Source organism: Streptomyces humicola, from assembly GCF_024436035.1.
Lineage (GTDB): Bacteria > Actinomycetota > Actinomycetes > Streptomycetales > Streptomycetaceae > Streptantibioticus_B > Streptantibioticus_B humicola.
Genome location: NZ_JANFNG010000027.1, coordinates 1 through 23,577, shown reverse-complemented (window position 1 = coordinate 23,577; position 23,577 = coordinate 1). Strand labels below are relative to the sequence as shown.

Sequence of the window (23,577 nt, the reverse complement as noted above, 5' to 3'; positions counted from 1 at the left end):
GGTGAATCCCCGGGAGACCCGGACTGTGGGTATGTGAGACGGAGACCGTACCGCCGTCGCGGTCGGCCGACCAAAACGGCAGCCGTCGTTGCGAGCTGCCAGCGGCGATCACAGCTCCCCCAGCCTGCGGCAGAAGCCCTGGCCGCAGACTCCCCGGCATCTGGCGCGTCCACCACCACAATCACAGGCGTGGGGCTCGCACGTTTGCTGGAACACGGTGAGCCGGTCGGCGTTGGGCGTGATGAACTCACGTAGCGGAGCGATCAGGTGGAGGCGACGACACCGGGAACTGTACCAACGCCGATCTGTGCTGCGATGTTGTGCTAGAGACTGCGGGTGGGCGCGAAGCGGTCAGGGGTGCTCGTGGCCGTGGTTCGGGCCGAGCGTAGTCGCAGGGGGCATCGGGTCAGGGCAGCGGAAGGGGCGATACGCATGTGGCGGTGTGATATCGCCGCAGCGGTCTGGGTGGGGGTTCAACACCGAGGGGGAACACGCACCATGTATACATGCCGGTGTTGCGGGGTGAATTGCATCTACCGTAGCCGCCGGTTCGATTCCTCGGCCGGCTTGTCAATCCCCTGGTTGAGTAGACAGGGCTGTTGCAAAATCGTTTGATCTTGGATCGCTGCTGGTCAGTCGATCTTGAGGAGGTCGAGCGGGCGGGTGAAGGGTTCGTAGGACATGTCGCGGAGGGCGGCGGCGATGTTGGCGTGTCCCGCTGCGCGCATAGGGAGACGGCGCCGTCCGCGTCGCATGCTTTCTGCTCCATCTTGCGTGCCCGTCAGGCGGGAGTCTGGGTTTTACCCTGTGCCTGGATCGCGGTGATGGCGACGGTGTTGACGATGTCCTGGACGAGGGCGCCGCGTGACAGGTCGTTGACCGGCTTGCGCAGGCCCTGCAGGACGGGTCCGATGGCGATCGCGCCGGCCGAGCGCTGGACGGCCTTGTAGGTGTTGTTGCCGGTGTTGAGGTCTGGGAAGATCAGTACAGTGGCGCGGCCCGCGACCTTCGAGCCGGGCAGCTTGGCGGCCGCGACCCTGGCGTCCACCGCGGCGTCGTACTGGATCGGGCCCTCCACCGGCAGCTCGGGACGGCGTTCGCGAACGATCACGGTCGCGTCGCGCACCTTGTCGACGTCAGCGCCCGACCCAGAGGTCCCGGTGGAGTACGACAGCATCGCCACCCGCGGCTCGACGTGGAACTGCGCGGCGGTCTGTGCCGACTGGATGGCGATGTCGGCCAGCTGCTCCGCGTCCGGATCGGGGTTGACCGCGCAGTCTCCGTAGACCAGAACCTGGTCCGGCAGGCACATGAAGAAGACCGAGGAGACGATGGAGACGCCCGCCGCGGTCTTGATCACCTCGAAGGCGGGGCGGATGGTCGCCGCCGTGGAGTGCGCGGCCCCCGAGACCATGCCGTCGGCCAGCCCCGCGTGGACCATCAGCGTGCCGAAGTACGAGCCCTCCAGGACCACATCGTGGGCCAGCTCGACGGTCATGCCCTTGTGAGCGCGGAGCTTGGCGTAGGTCTCGGCGAAATCCTCGCGCAGCGGCGAGGTCTGCGGGTCGACGATCCGGCAGATGGCGCTCCCCTTGTGTTCTACGACGTCCAGGCCGAGATTGACACCGAGATCGGCGACCCGCTTGCGGACCGCGATCTTCTCGCCGAGGAGCGTCAGATCGCAGACGTTGCGACGCAGCAGCACCTCGGCGGCGCGCAGGATGCGCTCCTCGGTGCTCTCGGGAAGCACGACGTGGCGGCGACTGGAGCGGGCCCGTTCGATCAGTTCGTGCTCGAACATCATCGGCGTGACCCTGGGGCTGCGGGCCACCGCGAACCGGTCGGTGAGTTCCGCGGTGTCGACGTGCATCTCGAACAGGCCGAGCGCGGTCTCCGCCTTGCGCGGGGTGGCCGCGGTCAGCCTGCCCTTCAGGGTGGACAGCTCGGCGGCGGTCGGGAAGGAGGCTCCGGGCACCGAGATCACCGGGGTGCCGGGTGCCAGCCGGTCGGCGAGCGCCATGATGTCGGGGCCGGGCCTCTGACCCAGGGTGAGCAGCACCCCGGCGATCGCGGGGGCGCCGGCCGAGTGTGCGCCCAGCGTGCCGACGATCAGGTCGGCCCGGTCGCCGGGGGTGATCACGAGGCAGCCGGGGGTCAGGGCGGCCAGGAAGGTGGGCAGCATCGCGCCGCCGAAGACGAAGTCGAGTACGTCGCGGGCCAGCCCGGCGGCGTCACCGAGCAGCACCTGGCCGGCGAGCGTCTGGACGACCTGGGCCACTGTTGGAGCGGCGAGCGCGGCCTCCTCGGGCAGCACGTAGACCGGCACCGGCAGCCGCTCCTTCAGCCGCGCGGCGACCTGCGTGGCGTCCTCGGGGGCGACCCGGTTGGCGATCACGGCGAGGACGTCGCAGTCCTGCGTGCTGAAGGCGAGGTTCGCGTTGTGTACTTCGGCTACGACCGAATCGGCGGTCTGGCGCAGGCCGCCGACCACGGCTATGACGGAGGCGTTGAACTCGTTCGCCAGCCGGGCGTTGAGCGTCAGCTCCGCGGGCAGCTGGGTGTCGTGGTAGTCGGTCCCGAGGACCAGCACGACCTCATACTCACGGGCGACGGCGCGGAAGCGGTCGACCAGGCGGGAGACCAGCTCGTCGGTGCCCTGCTCGGCCTGCAGCGAGGCGCCGTCCGCGTAACTCATACCGAAGACGGTGGCCGGGTCCTGGGAAAGCCGGTAGCGGGAGCGCAGCAGGTCGAACATGAGGTCCGGACCCTCATGGGTCAGCGGGCGGTATACGCCCACCCGTCCACGTGCCGGGTCACCAGCTCCATGATCCCCAAGTCGACGACCTGCCGGCCGTCACCGCGACCGACGCCCGTCATATACACGCTGCGGGTCACGCGCCTACTCCATCCTGCGTGCCAGGCTGGTCCAGCGTCCGTTCGTCCTTGTCGTATTCCTCATTGTCGTATTCCTCGTCGACCCCGTCCTGTCGCGCACGCCCAGACCGTGCTGCTCGGGGCCGGAGCCCAGCAGGCACGGTCTGAACGCCGGATGCGACCAGTGGAGCAGTGGGATCGTGACAGGTGCGGTCAGTGTGGCCATGTCCAGTTGGCGACCTCCGGCAGGTCGATCCCGTGCTCGCGGATCCAGGAGTGGTGGCGGGCACGCGCATCGGCCATCTGCTGGCGGACGACGGCGGCGCGTACTGAGAGGCCGGGGACGCGGTCGATGACGTCCATGACCAGGCGGTATCGGTCCAGGTCGTTGCGGACCACCATGTCGAAGGGCGTCGTGGTGGTGCCCTCCTCCTTGTAGCCGCGCACGTGCAGGTGCGGGTGGCCGGTGCGGCGGTAGGTGAGGCGGTGGATCAGCCAGGGGTAGCCGTGGTAGGCGAAGATGACGGGCTTGTCGCGGGTGAACAGCGCGTCGTATTCGCTGTCGGGCATGCCGTGCGGGTGCTCCTCGGCGGGCAGGAGGCGGGCGATGTCGACAACGTTGACCACCCGTACCGCCAGGTCGGGCAGGTGGCGGCGGAGCAGGTCGGCGGCAGCCAGCACTTCCTGGGTGGGCACGTCGCCGGCGCAGGCCAGCACCACGTCCGGCTCCCGAGTGCCGTCCTCGGTCCCGGCCCACTGCCAGATTCCGGCGCCGCGCGCACAGTGCCCCAGGGCCTCTTCCAACGTCAGCCAGTCGAAGCACGGCTGCTTGCCGGCAACCACGACGTTGACATAGCCCCGGCTGCGCAGCACGTGGTCGGCAGTGGCCAGCAGCGTGTTGGTGTCCGGCGGCATATAGACCCGCACCGCCTCCGGGCTCTTGTTGAGGACGTGGTCGACGAACCCGGGATCCTGGTGGGAGAAGCCGTTGTGGTCCTGGCGCCAGACGTGCGAGGTGAGAAGGTAGTTCAACGAGGGGATGGGGGCGCGCCAGGGAAGGCGGCGGGTCGTGCGCAACCATTTGATGTGCTGGTTGACCATCGAGTCGATGATGTGGACGAACGCCTCGTAGCAGGAGAACAGCCCGTGCCGGCCGGTGAGCAGATATCCCTCCAGCCAGCCCTGGCAGGTGTGCTCTGAGAGGATTTCCATCACTCGGCCGCCGCGTGCCAGGTGCTCGTCGGTGGGCAGCACCTCGGCCTCCCATGCCTTGTCCGTGGCCTTGTACACGGCCTGCAGCCGGTTGGAGGCGGTCTCGTCCGGTCCGACGAGCCGGAAGTCGCGTCGCCCGGCGGTGGCTTCCATGACCTGTTCCAGCAGCTCGCCGAGGATGCGGGTGGGTTCGTGCAGGACGGTGCCGGGCTTGTCGACTGGGACGGCATACTCATCCAGCGGCGGCACGGGCAGTTCGCGGGTGAGCAGTCCGCCGTTGGCATGTGGGTTGGCGCCCAAGCGGTGCTCGCCCGGGGGCAGGCAGGCGAGCACCTGCTCCCGCGGACGGCCATGCTCGTCGAACAGCTCCTCGGGGCGGTAGGAGCGCAGCCACGCCTCCAGCAGCCGCAAATGTCCGGCGTTGTCGCGTACTTCCGCCAGTGGGACCTGGTGGGCGCGCCAGGTGCCCTCCACCGGCACACCGTCCACCTCTCGCGGGCCCGTCCAGCCCTTCGGCGTGCGCAGCACGATCACCGGCCAGCGGGGCCGGTCGGTGACGAGTTCCACGCGGGCGGAGCGCTGGATGGCGGCGATCATGTCGAGTGCCTGGTCCATGGCGTGGGCCATCGCCTGGTGGACTGCGTGCGGGTCGTTACCGGTGACGTGGAGGGGGTGGTGCCCGTATCCACGCAGCAGCTCATCGAGCTCCGGCTCGGGGAGGCGGGCGAGCACCGCCGGGTTGGCGATCTTGTAACCGTTCAGTTGCAGGATCGGGAGCACCGCGCCGTCATGGACGGGGTCGAGGAACTTGTTGGAGTGCCAGGAGGCGGCCAGCGGGCCGGTCTCCGCCTCGCCGTCGCCGATCACGCAAGCGACGAGCAGGTCGGGGTTGTCCAGGGCCGCGCCGTAGGCGTGGGAGAGGGAGTAGCCGAGCTCCCCGCCTTCGTGGATGGAGCCGGGCGTCTCGGGAGCGACGTGGCTGGGCACGCCGCCGGGGAAGGAGAACTGGCGGAAGAGGCGGGCCATGCCGGCCTCGTCGCGGGTGATGTCCGGGTAGGTCTGGGTGTAACTGCCGTCGATCCAGGAGCCGGCGAGCACGGCGGGCCCCCCGTGGCCAGGGCCCCAGATACAAATCGCGTTAAGATCGCGGTCCTTGATCACCCGGTTGAGGTGGGTGTAGACGAGGTTCAGCCCGGGGGAGGTGCCCCAGTGCCCGAGCAGCCGGGGCTTGACGTGCTCGGGGCGCAGCGGCTCACGAAGCAGCGCATTGGCCATCAGATAGATCTGCCCGACCGCGAGGTAGTTCGCGGCCCGCCACTGGGCATCCACTTCGGCGAGCGCCTGCTCGCTCAGGGCCGTCGGCCCGCGAGGGGTGTCGAGTTGCTCGGGATGCATGGATTACCTCCCGGATGAGAGACGGTGACTGACTCGAGTGATGGCCAGCGTTTCCCACTCTTCAGTCGCGGCGGCGCAACACATATCGGGCGCATAGCCAATTCCATGAGTTCCACGGGCCCGTCTTTGTTCTGCCTGTCCGTCCCTGGAAAAGGGACCAATCGGCCCTCCTCCAGGGACGGACAGGCAGCGAGGCTGGGGGAGGCATGGAAGGGAGGCCGTCATGAAGCTCTACGAATTGCCGCAGGACATCAATCGGGCCGTTCTCTACATTCTGGCCGCACTCGCATTCATCGCCTGCCTGACCTTCATCGGCACGCTGATCGGTATCGTCTGGGCACCGTACTTCGCTCTGCTCGGCGTGGGCTTGGTGGTCCTCGGCAATCGAGTCGGGCACGCACATCACCAGCGCCGCCACGCCCCGCCGGCCACATAGCCGCGCTGCGGGACTGAACAATGCACGTCAGCCCGAACCGGGAGCGTACGCCGCGGATGACGATCGTCGGCGCTGGATCATGGGGAACCACAATCGCGTCGCTGGCTGCCCGTAATGTACCGGTTCTTCTGTGGGCGCGCGAGCCGGGACTGGCCGAGCGGATCAGCACTACCCACGAGAACCCCGACTATCTTGCGGGCCATTCGTTGCATCCGGAGCTGAAGGCGACGGCGTCGCTGCCTGCGGCCGCCGAGCAGGCGGATGTGGTCGTCATGGCTGTGCCGACGCACGCGTTCCGTCAGGTCCTGGCGGAGCTGACACCTCACGTGCGTCCCTGGGTCCCGGTGGTGAGCCTCGCGAAGGGCTTCGAGGAAGGCACCAACAACCGGATGACTGAGGTGATCACGGAGGAGCTTCCCGGCCATCCCGCAGGCGTCTTGTCCGGGCCGACCCTGGCGAAGGAGGTTCTTGCGGGACTGGCAGCGGCGGCCGTTATCGCGATGCCGGATCTTTCCGTCGCCCAGCGCCTGCAGAGCCTGATGCGGACCAGCTTGTTCCGGGTGTACACGGGCACCGACGTGATCGGTGTGGAAGTCGGTGGAGCTGTGAAGAACGTCGTCGCGATCGCCGCCGGGATGGCGGACGGCTTCGGAACCGGGGACAACACGCGGGCCATGGTGATCAGCCGCGGGGTGGCCGAGATGACCCGACTGGGTGTCGCCATGGGCGGTGATCCGGCCACATTCGCCGGGCTGACCGGCCTTGGTGACGCCATCGCGACCAGCATCAGCCCGCTCAGCCGCAACCGCACCCTGGGGGTCCAGCTCGCGCAGGGCAAGACAGTAGACGAGGTGACTCGAAGCTCGCGCATGGTGACGGAGGGCGTTCGCGCCTCGCGGGCGTCGCGTGAGCTCGCGGAGAAGTTCGGTGTGGATGCTCCCATCATCGGTGAGATCGATGCCGTGGTGAACGAGGGGAGGACCCCACGGGAAGCCTTCCGCGGGCTGCTTCACGTCGAGCCCGCGACCGAGGGGGAGGCCGGCTGACATGGGCGCGATCGACCCTCCGGCCAGTGCGGTCGAGACGGGTACGCCAGTCGAGTGGGGCGTCCAGCGCACGATGACGGACTTCGAGGCGACGATCTGGCGCATGGAGGCCGACCCTCGGCTGCGGTCGCCGGTGGCCGCGGTGGAAGTCCTTGACCGCACTCCCGACTGGGACCGGTTCATGGCGGCGCACGAGTGGGTCACCCGGGTCCTGCCCCGGGCTCGGATGCGCGTTGTGAACACGCCGCTGCACCTGGGCAATCCGGTCTGGGCGGTGGACCCGAACTTCGACCTGAGCTTCCACGTGCGGCGGCAGCACCTGCCGTCGCCTTCGACGTTCGAACAGGCGCTGCAGGTGTGCCAGACCGTGGTGAGCGAGCCCTTCGACACTGCTCGCCCGCCGTGGCAGGCGCTGCTGGTCGAAGGCCCGGACGGGGGGCCGGCGGTCTACCTGCTCAAGACGCATCACAGCCTCACCGATGGGCTGGGCGGCATTCAGTTGCTGGCCCTGCTGCACAGCCGTCGGCGCAGACACACTCCGCACAAGTGGCGGTGCGAGGCGCCAGCGGCTGAGCCGATCGGATCGTGGGGCGCGCTGGGCGAGCAGGTGACCAGGGGCGTGCGTGCCGCGCCGGTCCGCCTGGCGACTACGGCGCTGCGTGCGCCCGGGACGCTGGCCGCCCTCGCCACGCGCCCGGCCGGCGCGGCAGCGGCGGTCCGGTATGCGCGCTCGCTGGGCCGTGTGCTGGCCCCGCCGACGTGCCCGCCTTCGCCGCTGCTGCGCGGTCGGAGTCTGTCCTACCGGTTCTCGGTGCTGGAGACCACGGTGGACGCCCTCAAACGGGCGGGGAAGGCAGGGGGCGGCTCGCTCAACGATGCCTACATCGCTGCGCTTCTCGGCGGCTTCCGCCGTTACCACGGGGCGATGGGCAGCTCCGTCGGGCGGATTCCGATGGCGATGCCGGTGAGCATGCGTGCTGAAGACAACCCGATGGGCGGCAATCGCTTCGCCGGCGCGCGCTTCGCCGGCCCGGTCGACGTCGAAGATCCCGCCGAACGGATCGCGGCGATCCACGAAACCATCCTGGGCGTGCGCCACGAACCGGCGCTGGACTCCCTGCAGGTGCTCGCGCCGGTATTGAGCCGGATCCCGACGGCACTGCTCACCGACTGGTACGCCGGCCAGTCCGCCCAGCTTGACCTGCAAGCCAGCAACTTCCGGGGAATACCCGTGCCGGTCTACATCGCCGGCGCCCGTATCGAGCGGATGTTCCCTTTCGGGCCGCTGCCCGGGTGTGCGGTCATGGTTGTCCTGGGGTCGCACTGCGGCGTGTGCTGTATCGGGATCAACGCGGACCCGGCCGCGGTCACCGAGCCCGACCTGTTCCTGCACTGCATGCGGGCGGGCCTGGACGAGGTGCTGCGCGTCGGCGGCGGGACGGCGTCCCAGGGCCTGCCCACGTGGCGGAAGGCATGGGAGGCATCGTCGTGATCGTTGGTGTGAGTATGCTGCGGGACCGCCTGGCCGGGTCCAGGGCCGGATCGCTGCCATGGCTCCTGCGGCGGCACAGCGCGCCGGCCCGGGGTCGTGAGGACCATCCCGTGGCTGGCCGGCAGGACATCCCGTTCCTGGTGTGCGAGGACATCATCAGAAGCGTCCGTTACCGGTCCGGCGTCGGGGAACTGGCCGACAGGCTGCGCCTTCCGCGCGACGAAGTCGACCGAGGCGCCCGCGCGTACCTGCGGGAAATGGTGGCCGGCCAGAACAGGATCGCCATCGACAGCTGGGGTCGGTTCGGCGCATACGTCTCCCGCGCCTACAGGATCGACATCGCCCGTGCGCGCCTGGGCGAACTGCGGCGGCTCGGTCAGCACCACCCGCTGGTGTTCCTTCCCAGCCACCGTTCCTATCTCGATCCGCTGGTGCTGCGCCCGGCGCTGCTGCGGAACCGCTTCGCGCCGAACTACGTCCTGTCCGGGATCAACCTCTCTTTCTGGCCGCTGGGCCCGCTGGCGCGGCGCAGCGGGTACGTGTTCATCCGCCGCGGTTTTGCGGGGGACGAGATCTACAAGTGGGTACTGCGCCAGTACCTGGGCCACCTGTTGCTCAACGGGTGCAATCTCGAGTGGTACGTCGAGGGCGGTCGCAGCCGGACCGGGAAGCTGCGTCCTCCCCGCTACGGCATGTTGACCTACCTGACCGAGGCCTTCTGCGACCGGGGCGTGGACGACATCTACATCGTCCCGGTCTCGATCACCTACGACCAGTTGTACGAGGTCGGCGCCATGGAGGAGGAGGCGCGCGGCGGGACTAAGCGGCCTGAGAGCCTGTCCTGGGTGGTGCAGTACATCCGGGCGCAGGGTAGGCAGCGTGGTCAGGTGCACCTGGCTTTCGGGGAGCCGTTGTCGCTCGCAGGTGAGGTGGGGCGCCACTGGGCGACGCTGCCTCCGGTGCAGCGGCGCCGCGCCATCCAGAAGCTGGGGATCGCGGTGATGCGCCGCATCGATTCCGTCACACCGGTCACGGCGATGGGGCTTGTCACGCTGTGTCTGCTGGGCATCGACGGCCGGGCCCTGACGGTCGCCGAGATCAAAGCCGAGCTCGGCCCGCTGCTCGACTATGTCCGGCGTCGCAACCTGCCAAGCGTCGCCGAACTGCCCCTTGGGGATGCTGGCGGCATCGAACGCGTGCTGGAGGTGCTGATCTCCAGTGGCGTGATCACCTGCTACGGCGAGGGCACCCACCCGGTGTACCAGGTCGCCGAGAACCAGGATCTGGTTGCCGCCTTCTACCGGAACAACATCATCCACTTCCTGGTCAACCGGGCCGTGGCCGAGCTGGTGCTTCAGGCCGCGGCCGAGGAGCACTACCGGGATCCCGTTGCGGTCGGCTGGCAAGAAGCGCTTCGGCTGCGGGAGTTGCTGAAGTTCGAGTTCTTCTTCAGCGACAAGCGGATCTTCCGTAACGAGATGCGATCCGAACTTTCCCTCATCGACGAGCAGTGGCCCGAGCTGTTGCGGTCGCCGTATGCCGCTGCTGAGCTGCTGGAGCGCGTCAGTCCGCACCTGGCCCACCGGGTCCTGACGTCGTTTCTGGAGGCATACCTCGTCGTGGCGGAGCGGCTCGCCGCTCGCCCGTCACACGAGCCGGTGGAGGAAAGACCGTTTCTGGCTGAATGTCTCGGTGTCGGGCGCCAGCTGCTGCTGCAGCAGCGCATCACCAGCAGCGAATCGCTGTCCGTCGAGCTGTTCTCCACCGGGCTGCAACTCGCCCGCCACCGGGGGCTGGCCGATCCCGGGGGCAAGCAGGTCGCGGACCGGCGAGCAGCGTTCGTACGCGAGTTGGAGACGCTCGTCGGGCGGGTGCACCGGTCCCGCGCGCTGGCGCTGAGGGACATCGGCGCGGCAACCTCGTCGCCGCCAGCATCCGGGGGGCGGCCATGACAAGCGTGGCCGCACTCCTCGCGTCCATCGCCGACGCGCCACCGGGACCGTCGACCGCGGCGTTCTTCGACCTCGACGGAACGATCATCGAGGGCTACACGGTAGAGACCGTCTACCGCGACCGGGCGCGCCATGCCGACATCAGTCCAGGCCAGTTCAGCCGTTTGGCACTCGCCGCACTGGACATGCGGTTCCGGCAGGCTCCCCTCGACACGCTCGTCGGCGTCGCCTTCGAGGCACTGGCCGGACGCACGGAGGACGAACTCAGCGAACTCGGCGAGCGACTGTTCCGGCAGGAGATCGCCAGCCGGATCTATCCACAGGCGCGCCAACTGGTCCACGCGCACCGCAAGGCCGGGCACCGGGTCGTCATGGCGACGTCCGCGACACCGTTCCAGGCCGATCCCGTCGCCATCGACATGGTTTTCGACACCGTGCTGTGCACGCGCCCGAAGGTGCGGGCCGGGACACTCACCGGCGATGTGGACGGCGACGTCCTCTGGGGCCCCGGCAAGGCGCGAGCGATCACCGACTACGCCAAGCAGGAGGGCATCCACCTCTCCGACAGCTTCGCCTACAGCAACGGCGCCGAGGACGTTCCGATGCTCAAAGCAGTCGGCCACCCACGGCCGCTGAACCCCGAGCCGGGACTCGTCGACATGGCACACATGCGAGGCTGGCCGATCGTGCGGCTCGAACCGCCCCGCCGCGGTGTCACGCTCTCATCCGCCCTACGCACCGGCGCGGCACTCACCGCGCTGAGCACATCCGCAACGCTGGGTATCGGCGTCGGCCTGCTCAACCGCAACCGGCAGGCCGGTGCGAACGTCGGCACCGGAGCGGGCTGTCGCCTCGCCCTGGCTTTCGGTGGCGTGACGCTCAACGTCACCGGCGAGAACAACCTGTGGGCCCAGCGCCCGGCCGTGTTCATGTTCAACCATCAAAGCAGCCTCGACATGCTGGTGATCGGCGACCTCCTCCGCCGCGACGTCACCGGCGTGGCGAAGAAGGAGCTGGCCCACGACCCACGCTTCGCCCCCATCGGGTGGCTGGTGGACATCGTCTACATCGACCGCGCCCACACCCAGCAGGCGAAGGAGGCCCTGCAGCCGGCGGTCAGCAAGCTACGCGACGGCATCTCGATCGCCATCGCACCGGAGGGCACCCGCTCCCCCAGCCCGACGCTCGGCCCGTTCAAGAAGGGAGGTTTTCACATCGCCGTCCAGGCGGGCGTGCCGATCGTGCCGATCGTCATCCGCAACACCGGGGAACTCATGTGGCGCAACTCGCTCTGGCTGCATCCGGGCACCGTGGACGTCGCGGCGCTCGAGCCCGTCCCGACATCGGGCTGGAGCCCGGACGACCTCGACGACCACGTCGCATACGTCCGCCAGCGCTTCCTCGACACCCTGGCCGACTGGCCAGGAGACATCTCCCATATGCATTACTGAAAGTGAGTGCTCGTCTCGCTGCGTGGCCGCACGCGGGTACAGCCGAGGAAGTCCACACACTGCCCGTCCTCAACCCAGCACCGGTGGGTCCGTGGCCGCGACTCATGCCTCATGTAAGGGAAGTTCACGAGCGGATGTCGAAGATCGGAAGGGAAGAGTCACTCATGGAGAACACGCCTCTGCTCGAAGGAGTGCACGTCGTCGATCTGGCCAGCTTCATCGCCGGACCTGCAGCGGCCACCGTGCTCGGGGACTTCGGTGCCGACATCGTCAAGGTCGAACCGCCACGCACCGGAGACACATACAGGGCCTTCAGCCGTTTGCCCCCCAACCCGAAGGTTGAAGGTGCCAACTACGCCTGGCAGTTGACCAACCGCAACAAGCGCAGCATCGAGCTGAACCTCAAGTGCCCCGACGCGCGGGCCGTTCTCGAGCGGCTGGTGCGGTGGGCGGACGTGGTGGTGACGAACTTTCCGCCCCCGACACGGGCCAAGCTGGGCTTGGAGTACGCAGACCTCGCCCCCCTCAACCCCCGGCTGATCTACGCGGACGTCACAGGCTTCGGCGAATCCGGTCCGGACGCACACCTGCCCGGCTTCGACGCAACCGCCTACTGGGCGCGTACCGGCCTGATGGACGTGACCCGCCAGCGTGACACGCCACCGGGAATCAACGTGCCGGGCTCGGGTGACCACGCGACGGCCGTCAGCCTGTACGCCGGGATCATGACGGCGCTGTACCGCCGGGAGAAGACCGGCCAGGGCGCACACGTCACCGCCTCGCTGATCGCCGAAGGCGCCTGGGCAGCGGGGGTCTGGCTGCAAGCCGTACTCGCCGGTGCGCAGAACCCACGCCCGGTCGACCGGCTGAACCCGCCCAACGCGCTCGCAAACGCCTACCGCACCGCGGACGACCGCTGGCTGCTGCTGGCCTTCGTCAACGAGGACAAGCAGGTTCCCTTGTTCCTCAGGGCCATAGGCCACCCAGAGGCGGCAGAGAACCCGCACTACGCCAACACCGCGAGCCGCCGCGCCCACGCCGCCGAGATCGCCGCTCTGCTGGACAAGACTTTCGCCACTCATCCCCTCGCCGACTGGCGCCAGGTGCTCGACGCCGCCGACGTCACCTACGGAGTCGTCCAGACTCTCGAAGAATGCGCCGAAGACCCCCAGCTCCTCGCCAACCAGATTCTCGTGCCGATCGACGACAGCAGCGCCAAGCCGCACCTGACCATAGACAGCCCCGTGCGGCTCGACCAGGAACGGAAGGTCAGCCCGCGTCCGGCCCCGGACCTGGGCGAACACACCGAGTCCATACTCCGCGAACTCGGCTTCGACGCAGCCGGAATCGATAACCTGCGCGGGGCCGGAGCGATCCCGCCACACCACTGCGAACCGGACAACCCCCTGACGGAACCCACCATGCGCACACATACGACCTGAGAGACCGGTCAATGCCGACCCGCAACGCCTCGGCAGGAGGGACCGAACGTGATCACTCATTCCGCCTACAGGGTCGAACCCTGGCGCCTACGCGAAACCGGTCTCCACTGGGACGTCCTGGCACAGAGTGAATCGCTGTTCGCCCTGTCCAACGGATACATCGGATGGCGAGGCAACCTCGAGGAGGGCGAGCCGCATGGCCTGCCTGGTTGTTACCTCAACGGCGTCCACGAACTGCATCCGCTGCCCTACGCGGAGGCGGGCTACGGATATCCGGAGTCCGGTCAGACGGTCATCAACGTCACCGACGGCAAGCTCATCCGCCTCATGGTCGACGACGAGCAGCTGGACCTGCGGTACGGGCAGACCCACTCCCATGAGCGGGTCCTTGATCTACGAAACGGGCTGATGCACCGTAAATGCAAGTGGACCTCGCCCGTTGGCAAGACCATCCGCATCCGCACCACCCGTCTCGTTTCCTTCACCCATCGGGCGATCGCCGCGATCGCTTACGAGGTGCAGCCGCTGGACAACGAGGTTCAACTCGTCATCCAGTCCGAACTCGTCGCCAATGAGCCCATGCCCCACCTCAATGGCGATCCCCGGGTCGCCGCTGCCCTGGGATCCCCGCTGCAGCCTGAGGAGAACTTCGCCCGCGGCATGCAGCTGCGCTTGGTGCACCGCACCGCCCGGAGCGGACTGCGGATCACGGCTGCCGCCGACCACACCGTGCAGGGGCCGGCGTTCACCCAGACCTCCAGCGAGAGCGTGGACGACGTCGCCCGGCTCACCGTCATCACCGACCTCAAGCCCGGCGAAACCCTCCGAATGGAAAAGCTGGTCTCCTACGGCTGGTCGGGAACGCGCTCCCTGCCAGCCCTCCGCGATCAGGTGGAGGCCGCACTCGCCGGAGCACGCCACGTCGGCTGGCAAGGATTGGTCGGCCAGCAGCAAGAATTCCTGGACGACTTCTGGAAACACGCGGATGTCGAGATCGACGGTGATGCGGAGATCCAGCAGGCCGTCCGCTTCGCACTCTTCCATGTGTTGCAGGCCGCCGTCCGGGCCGAGCGTCGTGCGATCCCAGCCAAGGGCCTGACCGGCTCGGGGTACGACGGGCACGCGTTCTGGGACACAGAGACCTTCGTCCTGCCGATGCTCACCTTCACCCATCCGCGCTGCGTCGCCGAGGCACTGCGCTGGCGCCAGCTCACACTGCCAGCCGCACGCGACCGTGCCCATCAGCTCGGTCTGAAGGGGGCCGCTTTCCCTTGGCGGACCATCGACGGCGCCGAGTGCTCCGGCTACTGGCCGGCGGGGACCGCCGCATTCCACGTCAACGCCGACATCGCCAATGCCGTCGTACGTTATATCTCTCTCACAGGTGATGAGGAGTTCGAACGTGCGACAGGGGTGGAGTTGCTGGTGGAAACAGCCCGGATGTGGTACTCCCGGGGCTATTACGACCCGCACGGCCGCTTCCACATCGACGGTGTCACCGGGCCCGACGAGTACAGTGCGCTCGCGGACGACAACGCCTACACCAACCTCACGGCCCAGGCAAACCTGCGCGCCGCTGCCGACGCTGCCCAACGCCACCCGCAGCAGGCAGCAGCGCTTAGCGTTGATGAAGCGGAGACCGCGGCATGGCGGAACGCCGCGAAGGCGATGACCCTGCCGTACAACAGCGCACTGCGAATCCACGAGCAGTCCCGGGGCTTCACCAGCCGCCAGGTATGGAACTTTGCTGACACCCGTGCCGATGACTACCCGCTGATGCAGCACTTCCCATACTTCGACCTCTACAGCAAGCAAGTGATCAAGCAAGCGGACCTGGTGCTGGCGATGTACATCTTCAGTGACGCCTTCGACCAGGAACAGAAAACGCGCAACTTCGCCTACTACGAGCCGCTGACCGTCCGGGACTCCTCCCTCTCCGCCTGCGTTCAAGCCGCCCTGGCCGCCGAGGTCGGCCACCTACGACTCGCTTACGACTACCTGGGCGAGGCTGCGTTGATGGACCTGGCGGATTTGGAGAACAACACCAGGGACGGCCTGCACATCGCCTCCCTCGCCGGCAGCTGGATCGCCTTGGTATGCGGCTTCGGCGGCATGCGCTGGCGCGCCGGCACCCTGCACTTCGCCCCCAGACTGCCCGAGAAACTTAGCCGACTCGCCTTCTCGGTACACGTGCGACAGCGATGCCTGCGGGTCGAGATCACGGGCTCCCATGCCTCGTACACCTTGCAAGAGGGAGAACCGATACAGATCCGACACTTCGGAGAGACCGTCACGGTATCCCACAGCACAGTGCAAACCCGCCCTCTTAACCCGCCGACCATCCTGCCCGAGCCCACCCAACCCCCAGGGCGCCGCCCTGAGCGTCCCCACTGACCTGCCAAGTCGGCGCTCACTGTGGCGGGCACGTGGCTCCCACCTGCGTAGGCGAACCACATACAGGTGAGCGAGACCCGCTGCGGCCAGTGCGATGGCCGAGCCGGTAACGACTCTACTGTTTGCTGGCCGTTTGCCAGTCCACATTGCTTCCGATTTTCCTGCCCCATCCGGATGCCCGCCAGACGGGGTGGAACTGGCCTACGTTCACCCGGCGTATGCCCTCGCTCACCGCATTCGAATTACGCATGAGCCGACGGTGTGGTGATGCCAGACCGAAGGGCATCCCGAAGCACACGTGAACGGGTGGCGGACGGGCGCTGCCGATGCGGGTGGGACGCGTCGCGCTTATGGTCCAGGTCATGTCCTTCGGCCGACGCCAGGTGGTGTACCGCCTCGCTCAGGCGACCACCGCCGTGGCCGTCAGCGCGCTGACGGCCGGCTGCGGGGGAGCCCTTTCTCGGCGGCCCACCGCCGCCCCGTCAGCGGAGGCGCCGGTCAGGGGGAAGACCGGGCCCAGACCCATGGGGGTTCCCCGCGACCAATGGCAAGCTGGTCCCGCGCCCCGCCATCTGCCGCCCGCCCACTACGCTCCCACCGTCCAGGCGGTGATCATCCATCAGTCCGAGAGCGGCAACGACTACCGCTGGCGGGACGTCCCCGAAATCATCGGGAACATCTATTCCGATCACGTCTACCGGCGCGGCTGGGACGACATCGGCTACAACTTCCTTGTCGACAAGGAAGGCACCCTCTACGAGGGGCGCCGCGGCGGCATCGACCGGCCGGTGATCGGCGCACACACCAGCGGCTTCAACATCGCAACCGTCGGCATCGCCGCCATCGGTACCTACCGGGCAGGAGCAGCCGTACCCGAGCCGATGCTCAACGGGGATCGACCCCCGCGCCAGAGTGGCCCTCACCTGCACCGATGCCGGCAGCCGTTACCGCAGGGACGGCCGCGCGAGCGTCGACGCGATCTTGGGCTACCTCGACGTCGATTACACCGACTGCCCCGGCCCGGCGCTGTACGCGCTGCTCCCGCGCATCCGTGCGACGGCAGCCCGCCTCCAGGGCCGCACCCGTTCGGCGGGTGTCGTAACCCGCACCTGTTGCGCTGCGGCGTGCTCCCCGCAGTGCGAGCGAGCTTGCCCGCGTGCTTCACCGCCTTCTTCAAGAAAGCCAGGGTCGCGCCGTTCCGGTTCGGCTTGCACTCGCCGATGACTTCCCCGGTGCCGACGCCGAGGGCGGCGAACAGGTTCGTCGTGACATGCCGCACATAGGCGTGGGGTGCGCTTCTCGGTGGCCGCGAACGCCACAGGCAGCACCGGCTGGGTCCGGTCCAGCGCCTGCACCTGCGTCTTCTCGTCGATCGACAGCACCACCGCGCCGCCCGGCGGGTCCAGATAGAGAGCGATCACGTCGGCGACCTTCTGCGCGAACGCCGGGTCCTTCGAAATCTTGAAGGTGCCCGACCGGTGCGGCTTGAGATGAGCCGCAGGAAAGCGCTGGCCGGTGGAGGTAGCCCATCACCGCCGATGGCGTCGGAACAGGCAAGCCCCGCCCTTCGGCCGAACGCTCAGGGGCCGGAGGGACCGGATTGGGGGTACTTGGCGAGGATTTCCTGCAGGCGGGCCACGAACCGAAGCGACTCGTCGTGCTCGCGCTGCCAGACGTTGCGGCCGAAGATCAGCCCGGTGGCACCTGCATCCATCGCCTGTCGTGCCTTGTCCAGCATGGCCTCGTCGCCTGCCTTCTCTCCCCGGAGACCAGCAGGAGGGTGCGGTTCGCCGACCGCACCACCGCTTCGATGGCTTGCTGGGGGGAGAAGTCGCGCTGGTAGGCCTCTTTGACCCCGGACATCTTCTCCGGGTGGGGAAAGTTGACCTTGACCATGTCGGCGCCGAGTTCGCTGGCGGTGCGCGCCGCGTAGTCGACCGCGTAGAACGAATCTCTGCCGCCCTTCGCCTCGACCGCGGCGCCGCGCGGGTAGGCCCACACGATCAGCGGCATGCCGAACCGCTGCGCGTCCTCCCGGACCTGCCGCAGCTGCCGGAAGTCAGTTTCCTGGGCAGGGCTGCCGACGTACAGCGTGTAACCCACGGCGTCAGCGCCCAGGCGGACGGCGTCGGCGACGGAGGCGTGCAGCGGGGACAGCGCCTCGGCGTCGGAGGGGATGTCGGTCTTCCCGTTCAGCTTCAGCACCAGCGGAACCTCGCCGGCATAGTCCCGGTAGAACTTCTCGGCCAGCCCGATCTGGAGGGCGATGCCGTTGAAGCCCCCTTCCAGCGCGAGCCGGATGATGTAGCCGGGGTCGCTCACGGCGGGGTTGGCGAAAAAGTCCCGCGGGCCGTGTTCCAGACCATGGTCGTAGGGCAGGAAGATCGCGGTGCCGTTGCGCAGGCCGTTCTGGTGAAGAATCCTGCCAGGCGGGTCTTCTTCCCCGTGCTGAGCCCTGCGCCGTTCATGACTGGTTGCGTCTTCATGCCCCGAGGGTCACATGCGGCGCCACCGGCCCGTCAGAGCCGTTCGGCCCCGCTGGCGGGACCGCACGGCTCCGCACAGGTCGGCCGCCCACTCGGCGAAGACACGATGCCGGGACCAGAAGCTGTCGCTGATCGCGGCGAGGTATGGGGCATATCGACGAGGACGTTCCCTCGAGATCGTGTGGCGCCAGTCCCGGGGCCTGTCGCGCCTCCGGTGGTGTCGCTGAGGTTCCGGTTTCACAATGGTCACCTGGCCGGGCAACGCGAAACGTTCGGCGACCTGACGTGCGGCGAGGCGCACCTCAGGTGTACATGGCCTGGAATATCTGCGTCGGCGCGAAGGAGCGCTCATGACCCGCCCTCTCGTGGTGGGGATCGACGGATCCCGGGACAGCCTCGTTGCGGGTGAATGGGCTGCGCAGGAGGCCGCCCTTCGAGGTCTCCCGCTGCGTTTCGTGCACGCCGTGCCGGCCCCTGCCCGTGATGTTGCTGAGCTGCCGGTTGCCGCCGCATGGCGGCAGACAGCCGAGGACGTACTCCGGCGAGCAGAGGCCGAAATTGCCGCACGGCATCCACACATGGCGATGAACGGCATCCAGGTCGACGCCTTCCCCGTGGCCGCCTTGCTCTCGGCCGCCGAGTCGGCCGAACTCCTCGTCGTCGGCGCGCGCGGGGAAGGCGGCTTCAACGGCCTCGCAGTGGGCTCAACGGCGCTGGCGACAGCGAGCACCGCGTGCTGCCCCGTCGCTGTGGTGTCCAGTGGTCCGTCCGTGGCAAGGGACGACGAGGAGGAGACGGGCACTGGAGCCGTGCCCTTGGAGGTATGCGTGGGCGTCGACGCGCGGCATCCCGCCGACCCGCCGCTGGACTTCGCGTTCAGTGCCGCTCAGCTGCGCCGCACCCGTGTGCGGTCCGTGCACGCGTGGACACTCCCGTTCGCCTCGCCGTGGACTCCGCTTGCTGTGTCGGAAGAGGACCGAGCGGTGTGGGAGGACCAGGAGGTCCAAGGGCTGTCCGACGTCCTCCATGGTTGGGAGGCCAAGTACCCCGAGGTCCCGGTGGTGCCTGATGTCGTGCTCCTCCATCCGGCGCACGCGCTGGTGAACGCCTCCCACCGAGCCGGCCTGCTCGTCCTGGGCCGCCGCTCGAGCCGGCGGGCGGCCGAGCGTCGGCTTGGCCCGGTGGCCCACGCGGTGCTCCATCACTCCCACTGCCCGGTGATCGTTGTACCCCACGATTGATGTCGACGCGCGGCACCGTCAGGTGCCGAAGAAGACGTCGAATTCCGCGTACAGCTCCGGGGGCACCCGCTTGGTCGCCCTCGTCGCTACCGCGAGCGGGATACGTACGATGTCCGTGCCGTGCAGGGCCACCATCGTGCCGAAGTCGCCGACCTTGACCGCTGCGATGGCGTGCAGGCCGAAGCGTGTGGCGAGCCATCGGTCGTACGCGGTCGGTGTGCCGCCGCGCTGGACGTGGCCGAGAGCCGTCATGCGGGCGTCCTTCTCCGTACGGCTCTCGATCTCCTGGGCCAGCCAGTCACCGATCCCGGACAGGCGCACGTGCCCGAACTCGTCGCGCGACTCGTCCTTGACCACCATCTGGCCGGCCTTGGGAACCGCTCCCTCCGCCGCCACGACGATCGGCGCGTAGTTGATCTCGAACCGTTTCTCCACCCAGGCACACACCTGGTCCAGGTCGAACTCCAGCTCCGGGATGAGGATGGCATTTGCCCCTCCGGCGACGCCCGCGTGCAGAGCGATCCATCCGGAGTGGCGCCCCATCACCTCGACGACGAGCGTGCGCTTGTGCGACTCCGCGGTGGTGTGCAGGCGGTCGATGGCCTCGGTCGCGATATTGACGGCGGTGTCGAAACCGAAGGTGTAATCGGTGCCGCCGACGTCGTTGTCGATGGTCTTAGGCACGCCGACTAGGTTGACGCCCGCATCGGACAGCGCGGTTGCGACGGTGAGCGTGTCCTCGCCGCCGATGACGATGAGAGCGTCGAGCTTGTGCGCGCTGAGAGTGTTCTTGATGCGATCGACACCGTCCTCGAGCCGGAGCGGGTTGGTTCGAGAGGAACCGAGAATCGTGCCGCCGAGCGGCAGGATCCCGCGCACAGCCGGGACGTCCAGGGGCATGGTCACGTCGTTGAGGGCACCGCGCCACCCGTCCGTGATCCCGACGAACCTCCAGGCATAATCCTGTACGCCTTTGCGTACGACGCTGCGAATCACCGCGTTGAGACCGGGGCAATCGCCCCCTCCGGTCAATACTCCAACCCGCATGGTCTCTCTCCCTTGCCCTGCCCACACCGTGATCGCGCATATCGCGTCGCAGCGACGTGCCACGGCTTCGGCCCAGCCTTTGGCAGCACCGCCGGGCGTTATGCAGATCTATCTACAGCTTGAACCCCTAGAAGGCGGAACGCACGGTGTCCCCGTTTGGCGCTCGCGGAGAAAGGCGGGAGGCCATGCAGAGCCCCGGTGCGCGGAAGCCCAATCCTTGATCACAGACGTCCGGCAGCAGCACGTTCCCACGCATCGCCTGACATCTGGCGGGCCGATGCGTCGGCCGACCCATGCGCGCGGTAGTGCGTGTAGGCCTGGGCGGCCACGTGCTGATGCCGGCGCCTGATGCGGATGGGGTCGGCGCTCATTTGGTGCTTCTTGCAGTGCACCTTGCTGCTTCTGCCGAACGGTCCGAAGATGCTCATGGCGACCTCCCTTCCTGCGTATCGGGAAGCCGAGAGGGTCAATTCCACCGTCGGCACGTAGACGTACCCCCTCAACGCATAGGCATGCCGGGGGCGAACGTGGTTTCAGGTGCCCGACAGAGCCTTGGGACACCTGGACTACTTCGAAGGCGGGCCCGCGGTGCCAGTGGCTTCGACGGTCAGTCCAGGGGCCTGTTGTCGTGCAGGCGGCCGACGGCATCGGCCAGTAGTGGGGCCACGGACTGCACAGCACCCGCCGACGGCGTCGGTTCCTCACCGGCTAGCGTCGATCGGCCCTGGCCGGGGACGTTCGGCCCCTGCCCCGCGGGCGATCGTCGTCGGACGCTTGGTGGCGAGGACGTGGGTCCTATGCGCAGGGGAGGAGGCTCGCCATGGCGGAGCAGACGATCATCCGCAAGGCATCGCACCCGCGCGTGGCGCCTAATCTCGGCGACTACGAGCGCGAATGCGCGCGGTTCGACTGGGCCCGGGCCCGTGAGCAGCTGTCCGGTCCTCCCGGACCACAGCGCTCCGCGCCGGTTCAGCGCTCCTGGCACCAATGCGGCGGGGAGCCACCCGCCCCACCCGTGACCAGGCAGAGGCCGCATAGCGGCCAGTTCATCTGTGGTCAGGACATCGGCGGTGTCCAAGGCGGCGGTCATCTCGGCCTCCGAGGTGGCGGGCGGCGTGTGATGCGTGTCGTTACGTCACCCTGCGGACTCCTGGCCGCAGTGGTGCGGCGCGTGGATGAGGCCTGGGGATCGGGGGCGTGCGCGGTGAGCTGCCGGCCGGGGCAAAGTCGGTTTCGCATCGCGCTCACCCTGGGCTCAGTCCTTCATCGGTCAGCACTGCGCGTGCCCGCTCAGGGCTGATGGTGCTTTCGGCCCGCGGCCCGTTCATGGCGTAGCTTCCTGCTCGGGACCGGAGCGTTCGGCGGTCTCGTCCTGCGGGGAGGGCGCGGCGGACGTCGCCGGCAGTTCGGCCTTCATCCGGGCCAGCTCCGCCTCCACCTCGCCGCCCGCGGTGATGGCGTCCAGTCGGCTTTGCAGGTCGTCGTGAGCGACGGGCGAGGTGGCGTCCTCCAGTGCACCGGAGGCGAGCAACTCGTCCAGCGCGCCGGCCCGGGCCTGCATCTGCTCGGTCTTGTCCTGGGCCCGTTGCATAGCCATGCCGACATCGCCCATCTCCTCGGAGATGCCGGTAACGGCCTCGCTGATGTGCGTCTCGGCCTCGGCTGCAGTGTAACTGGCCTTGATCGTCTCCTTGCGGGTACGGAAGGCATCGACCTTCGTCTGTAGCCGCTGTGCGGCCAGGGTCAGCTTCTCCTCCTCGGCCTGCAGCGAGGTCTCCTGGGCCTGCAGTTCACCGCGCTGTGCGAGAACAGCGGTGCGGCGGGTGAGCGCCTCACGGGCCAGGTCTTCCCGGCCGACCGCGACCGCCTGTTGGGCTTGGCCCTGCAACGTGTCAGCCGACCGGCCGAGTTGCGCCAGCTGCATTTCGACGCGCTTACGGCTGGTGGCCACGTCGGCCACGCCACGCCGTACCTGCTGCAGCATCTCCAGCTGTTTGTCGTAGGAGTAGTCCAGCACCTCCCGAGGATCCTCGGCACGGTCCAATGCCTTGCCCACCTTCGTCCTGAACAGGGCAGCGATGCGGCGCGCCAAGCTCATCTCACCCACGTCCTTCCTCTCTCGACGCACAGCCGGTGGGCAAACCCGCCCGGCGAGCCGCCGCGGGGCCACCATGGCGACTGCCCGGCGCCCACACAGGCGAGCTGCAGGCGGGCAGGGGCGTGGTGCCAGGGCCAACGAGGCCGCGACCGTTGCGCTCGGTGAGGCGATGGTGTGACCGAGCCGGCAACGGGCAGGCAGCGGGACGGGTCGCCTCATCATGGCCTTCCCGTCCTGACGACGTCACGGATGCAGCGTCGCCGCGCAGTCGCACCTGCACCCATGCAGCGCCATCCGTGATCGCCGTACGCGGGGAGGCGGTCAGCGTCTGCGGCCTCTTCCTTGAGCTCCTGACCGGCACCCGGCCCGATGCCTGCTGTTGCAGTCACGTTCTCTCCGTCCCGATCCGCAGAGCAGGGGTCGGCTGGTCCTGGTTGCTGGGACATTCGGCCCTCCCGGCGAGACGGTCGAGGGCATCCGTTCGGCGGACGATGCCGAGGGCGCGATGATCACGCGACGGGGCCGCGGACGACGAGGACCGGGCAGGGGGCGGCGTGCGCAACCCAGTGTTGGCCGACCGAGCCCAACAGTGCCTCGGTGAATCCGCCGTGACCCCTGGTTGCCCACGACGAGGAGCACCGCGCCTTCGGCGGCCTGAACCAGCACGGTTGCCGGATGTCTTTTAACCACCCGGCTGCGGATCTCGACCGGCCGGTCCGGGCCACCGAGGGCCTCCTCGATCGCCTGGTCCAAGGTCTGCTCTGCCTGCTTCTGCCACTCCAGTGGTTGCACGACGTCGGGCACCAAGCCGTGCAAGGCGGTCGGAAGCTCGAAGGCGATGACCGCCTCGACCGCCCCGCCGGTCAGCTCGGCTTACCGGACCGCCCACCGCAGCGCCGCCTTCGACGGCTCGGAGCCGTCGATCCCCACCACGATTCGCGGAACAGACGCCCGTTGGACCTTGTTGGCTGATGTGATTGTTCGTCTGTCGTGATCTTCGGGTTGGGTGGA

Annotated in this window: 16 protein-coding genes and 2 pseudogenes; 10 read left to right on the top strand and 8 right to left on the bottom strand. The window is 68.2% G+C overall.

Features of this window, described 5'->3' with window-relative positions; all coding sequences use genetic code 11:
- Positions 1-781 precede the first annotated feature (781 nt).
- Positions 782-2,895 (bottom strand): annotated as a pseudogene (gene pta / locus NGB36_RS25780) (phosphate acetyltransferase).
- 192 nt (positions 2,896-3,087) lie between these two features.
- The gene (locus NGB36_RS25775; RefSeq protein WP_255922899.1) at positions 3,088-5,481 is read right to left on the bottom strand and encodes a phosphoketolase family protein; all 2,394 of its coding nucleotides are present in this window, start codon (positions 5,479-5,481) and stop codon (positions 3,088-3,090) included.
- 223 nt (positions 5,482-5,704) lie between these two features.
- On the opposite strand from NGB36_RS25775, the gene NGB36_RS25770 reads away from it, so the two are divergent.
- The 8 genes from NGB36_RS25770 (at position 5,705) to NGB36_RS25735 (ending at position 16,977) form a co-directional block, all read left to right on the top strand.
- The gene (locus NGB36_RS25770; RefSeq protein ID WP_255922898.1) at positions 5,705-5,917 is read left to right on the top strand and encodes a hypothetical protein; all 213 of its coding nucleotides are present in this window, start codon (positions 5,705-5,707) and stop codon (positions 5,915-5,917) included.
- Between the two features lie 20 nt (positions 5,918-5,937).
- A complete protein-coding gene (locus NGB36_RS25765; protein ID WP_255922897.1) occupies positions 5,938-6,963 on the top strand; it encodes an NAD(P)H-dependent glycerol-3-phosphate dehydrogenase in 1,026 nt (341 codons plus the stop codon).
- Between the two features lies 1 nt (position 6,964).
- The gene (locus tag NGB36_RS25760) at positions 6,965-8,455 is read left to right on the top strand and encodes a wax ester/triacylglycerol synthase domain-containing protein (protein WP_255922896.1); all 1,491 of its coding nucleotides are present in this window, start codon (positions 6,965-6,967) and stop codon (positions 8,453-8,455) included.
- Complete coding sequence (locus tag NGB36_RS25755) at positions 8,437-10,407, top strand: glycerol-3-phosphate 1-O-acyltransferase (RefSeq protein WP_308288924.1); 1,971 nt, start codon at positions 8,437-8,439, stop codon at positions 10,405-10,407. The genes NGB36_RS25760 and NGB36_RS25755 overlap by 19 nt, the downstream gene beginning before the upstream one ends.
- Positions 10,404-11,858 (top strand): HAD-IB family hydrolase, encoded by a 1,455-nt coding sequence (locus tag NGB36_RS25750; protein WP_255922895.1) that lies wholly within the window; start codon positions 10,404-10,406, stop codon positions 11,856-11,858. The genes NGB36_RS25755 and NGB36_RS25750 overlap by 4 nt, the downstream gene beginning before the upstream one ends.
- Before the next feature lie 164 nt (positions 11,859-12,022).
- Positions 12,023-13,300, top strand: a complete 1,278-nt coding sequence (locus tag NGB36_RS25745) for a CaiB/BaiF CoA transferase family protein (protein WP_255922894.1) — start codon at positions 12,023-12,025, stop codon at positions 13,298-13,300.
- 48 nt (positions 13,301-13,348) lie between these two features.
- Complete coding sequence (locus NGB36_RS25740) at positions 13,349-15,694, top strand: glycoside hydrolase family 65 protein (protein WP_255922893.1); 2,346 nt, start codon at positions 13,349-13,351, stop codon at positions 15,692-15,694.
- 362 nt (positions 15,695-16,056) lie between these two features.
- Positions 16,057-16,977, top strand: coding sequence for an N-acetylmuramoyl-L-alanine amidase (locus tag NGB36_RS25735; protein WP_372509533.1), 921 nt, complete (start codon positions 16,057-16,059; stop codon positions 16,975-16,977).
- A gap of 296 nt (positions 16,978-17,273) precedes the next feature.
- Here NGB36_RS25735 and NGB36_RS25725 read toward each other — a convergent pair whose 3' ends face one another.
- Complete coding sequence (locus NGB36_RS25725) at positions 17,274-17,408, bottom strand: hypothetical protein (RefSeq protein WP_255922892.1); 135 nt, start codon at positions 17,406-17,408, stop codon at positions 17,274-17,276.
- Entirely contained in the window at positions 17,384-18,073 is a 690-nt protein-coding gene (locus tag NGB36_RS25720) for a class I fructose-bisphosphate aldolase (RefSeq protein WP_255922966.1), read from the bottom strand. The genes NGB36_RS25725 and NGB36_RS25720 overlap by 25 nt, the downstream gene beginning before the upstream one ends.
- Before the next feature lie 457 nt (positions 18,074-18,530).
- Here NGB36_RS25720 and NGB36_RS25715 point away from each other — a divergent pair, with 457 nt between their 5' ends.
- Positions 18,531-19,421 (top strand): universal stress protein, encoded by an 891-nt coding sequence (locus tag NGB36_RS25715; protein ID WP_255922890.1) that lies wholly within the window; start codon positions 18,531-18,533, stop codon positions 19,419-19,421.
- Between the two features lie 18 nt (positions 19,422-19,439).
- On the opposite strand, the gene NGB36_RS25710 is transcribed toward NGB36_RS25715, so the two are convergent.
- The 4 genes and pseudogenes from NGB36_RS25710 to NGB36_RS33905 form a co-directional block, all read right to left on the bottom strand.
- Positions 19,440-20,468, bottom strand: a complete 1,029-nt coding sequence (locus NGB36_RS25710; protein ID WP_255922889.1) for a 6-phosphofructokinase — start codon at positions 20,466-20,468, stop codon at positions 19,440-19,442.
- A gap of 221 nt (positions 20,469-20,689) precedes the next feature.
- Positions 20,690-20,896, bottom strand: a complete 207-nt coding sequence (locus NGB36_RS25705; protein ID WP_255922888.1) for a hypothetical protein — start codon at positions 20,894-20,896, stop codon at positions 20,690-20,692.
- Positions 20,897-21,792: 896 nt separating this feature from the next.
- On the bottom strand, positions 21,793-22,566 hold the full coding sequence (locus tag NGB36_RS25700) for a PspA/IM30 family protein (RefSeq protein ID WP_255922887.1): 774 nt from the start codon (positions 22,564-22,566) through the stop codon (positions 21,793-21,795).
- Positions 22,567-23,075: 509 nt separating this feature from the next.
- A pseudogene (locus NGB36_RS33905) lies at positions 23,076-23,433 on the bottom strand (universal stress protein).
- Between NGB36_RS33905 and NGB36_RS25690 the strand changes: the two are divergent.
- A complete protein-coding gene (locus NGB36_RS25690) occupies positions 23,405-23,560 on the top strand; it encodes a hypothetical protein (protein WP_255922886.1) in 156 nt (51 codons plus the stop codon). The pseudogene NGB36_RS33905 and the gene NGB36_RS25690 sit on opposite strands and share 29 nt — an antisense overlap.
- The last annotated feature ends 17 nt before the right edge of the window (positions 23,561-23,577 follow it).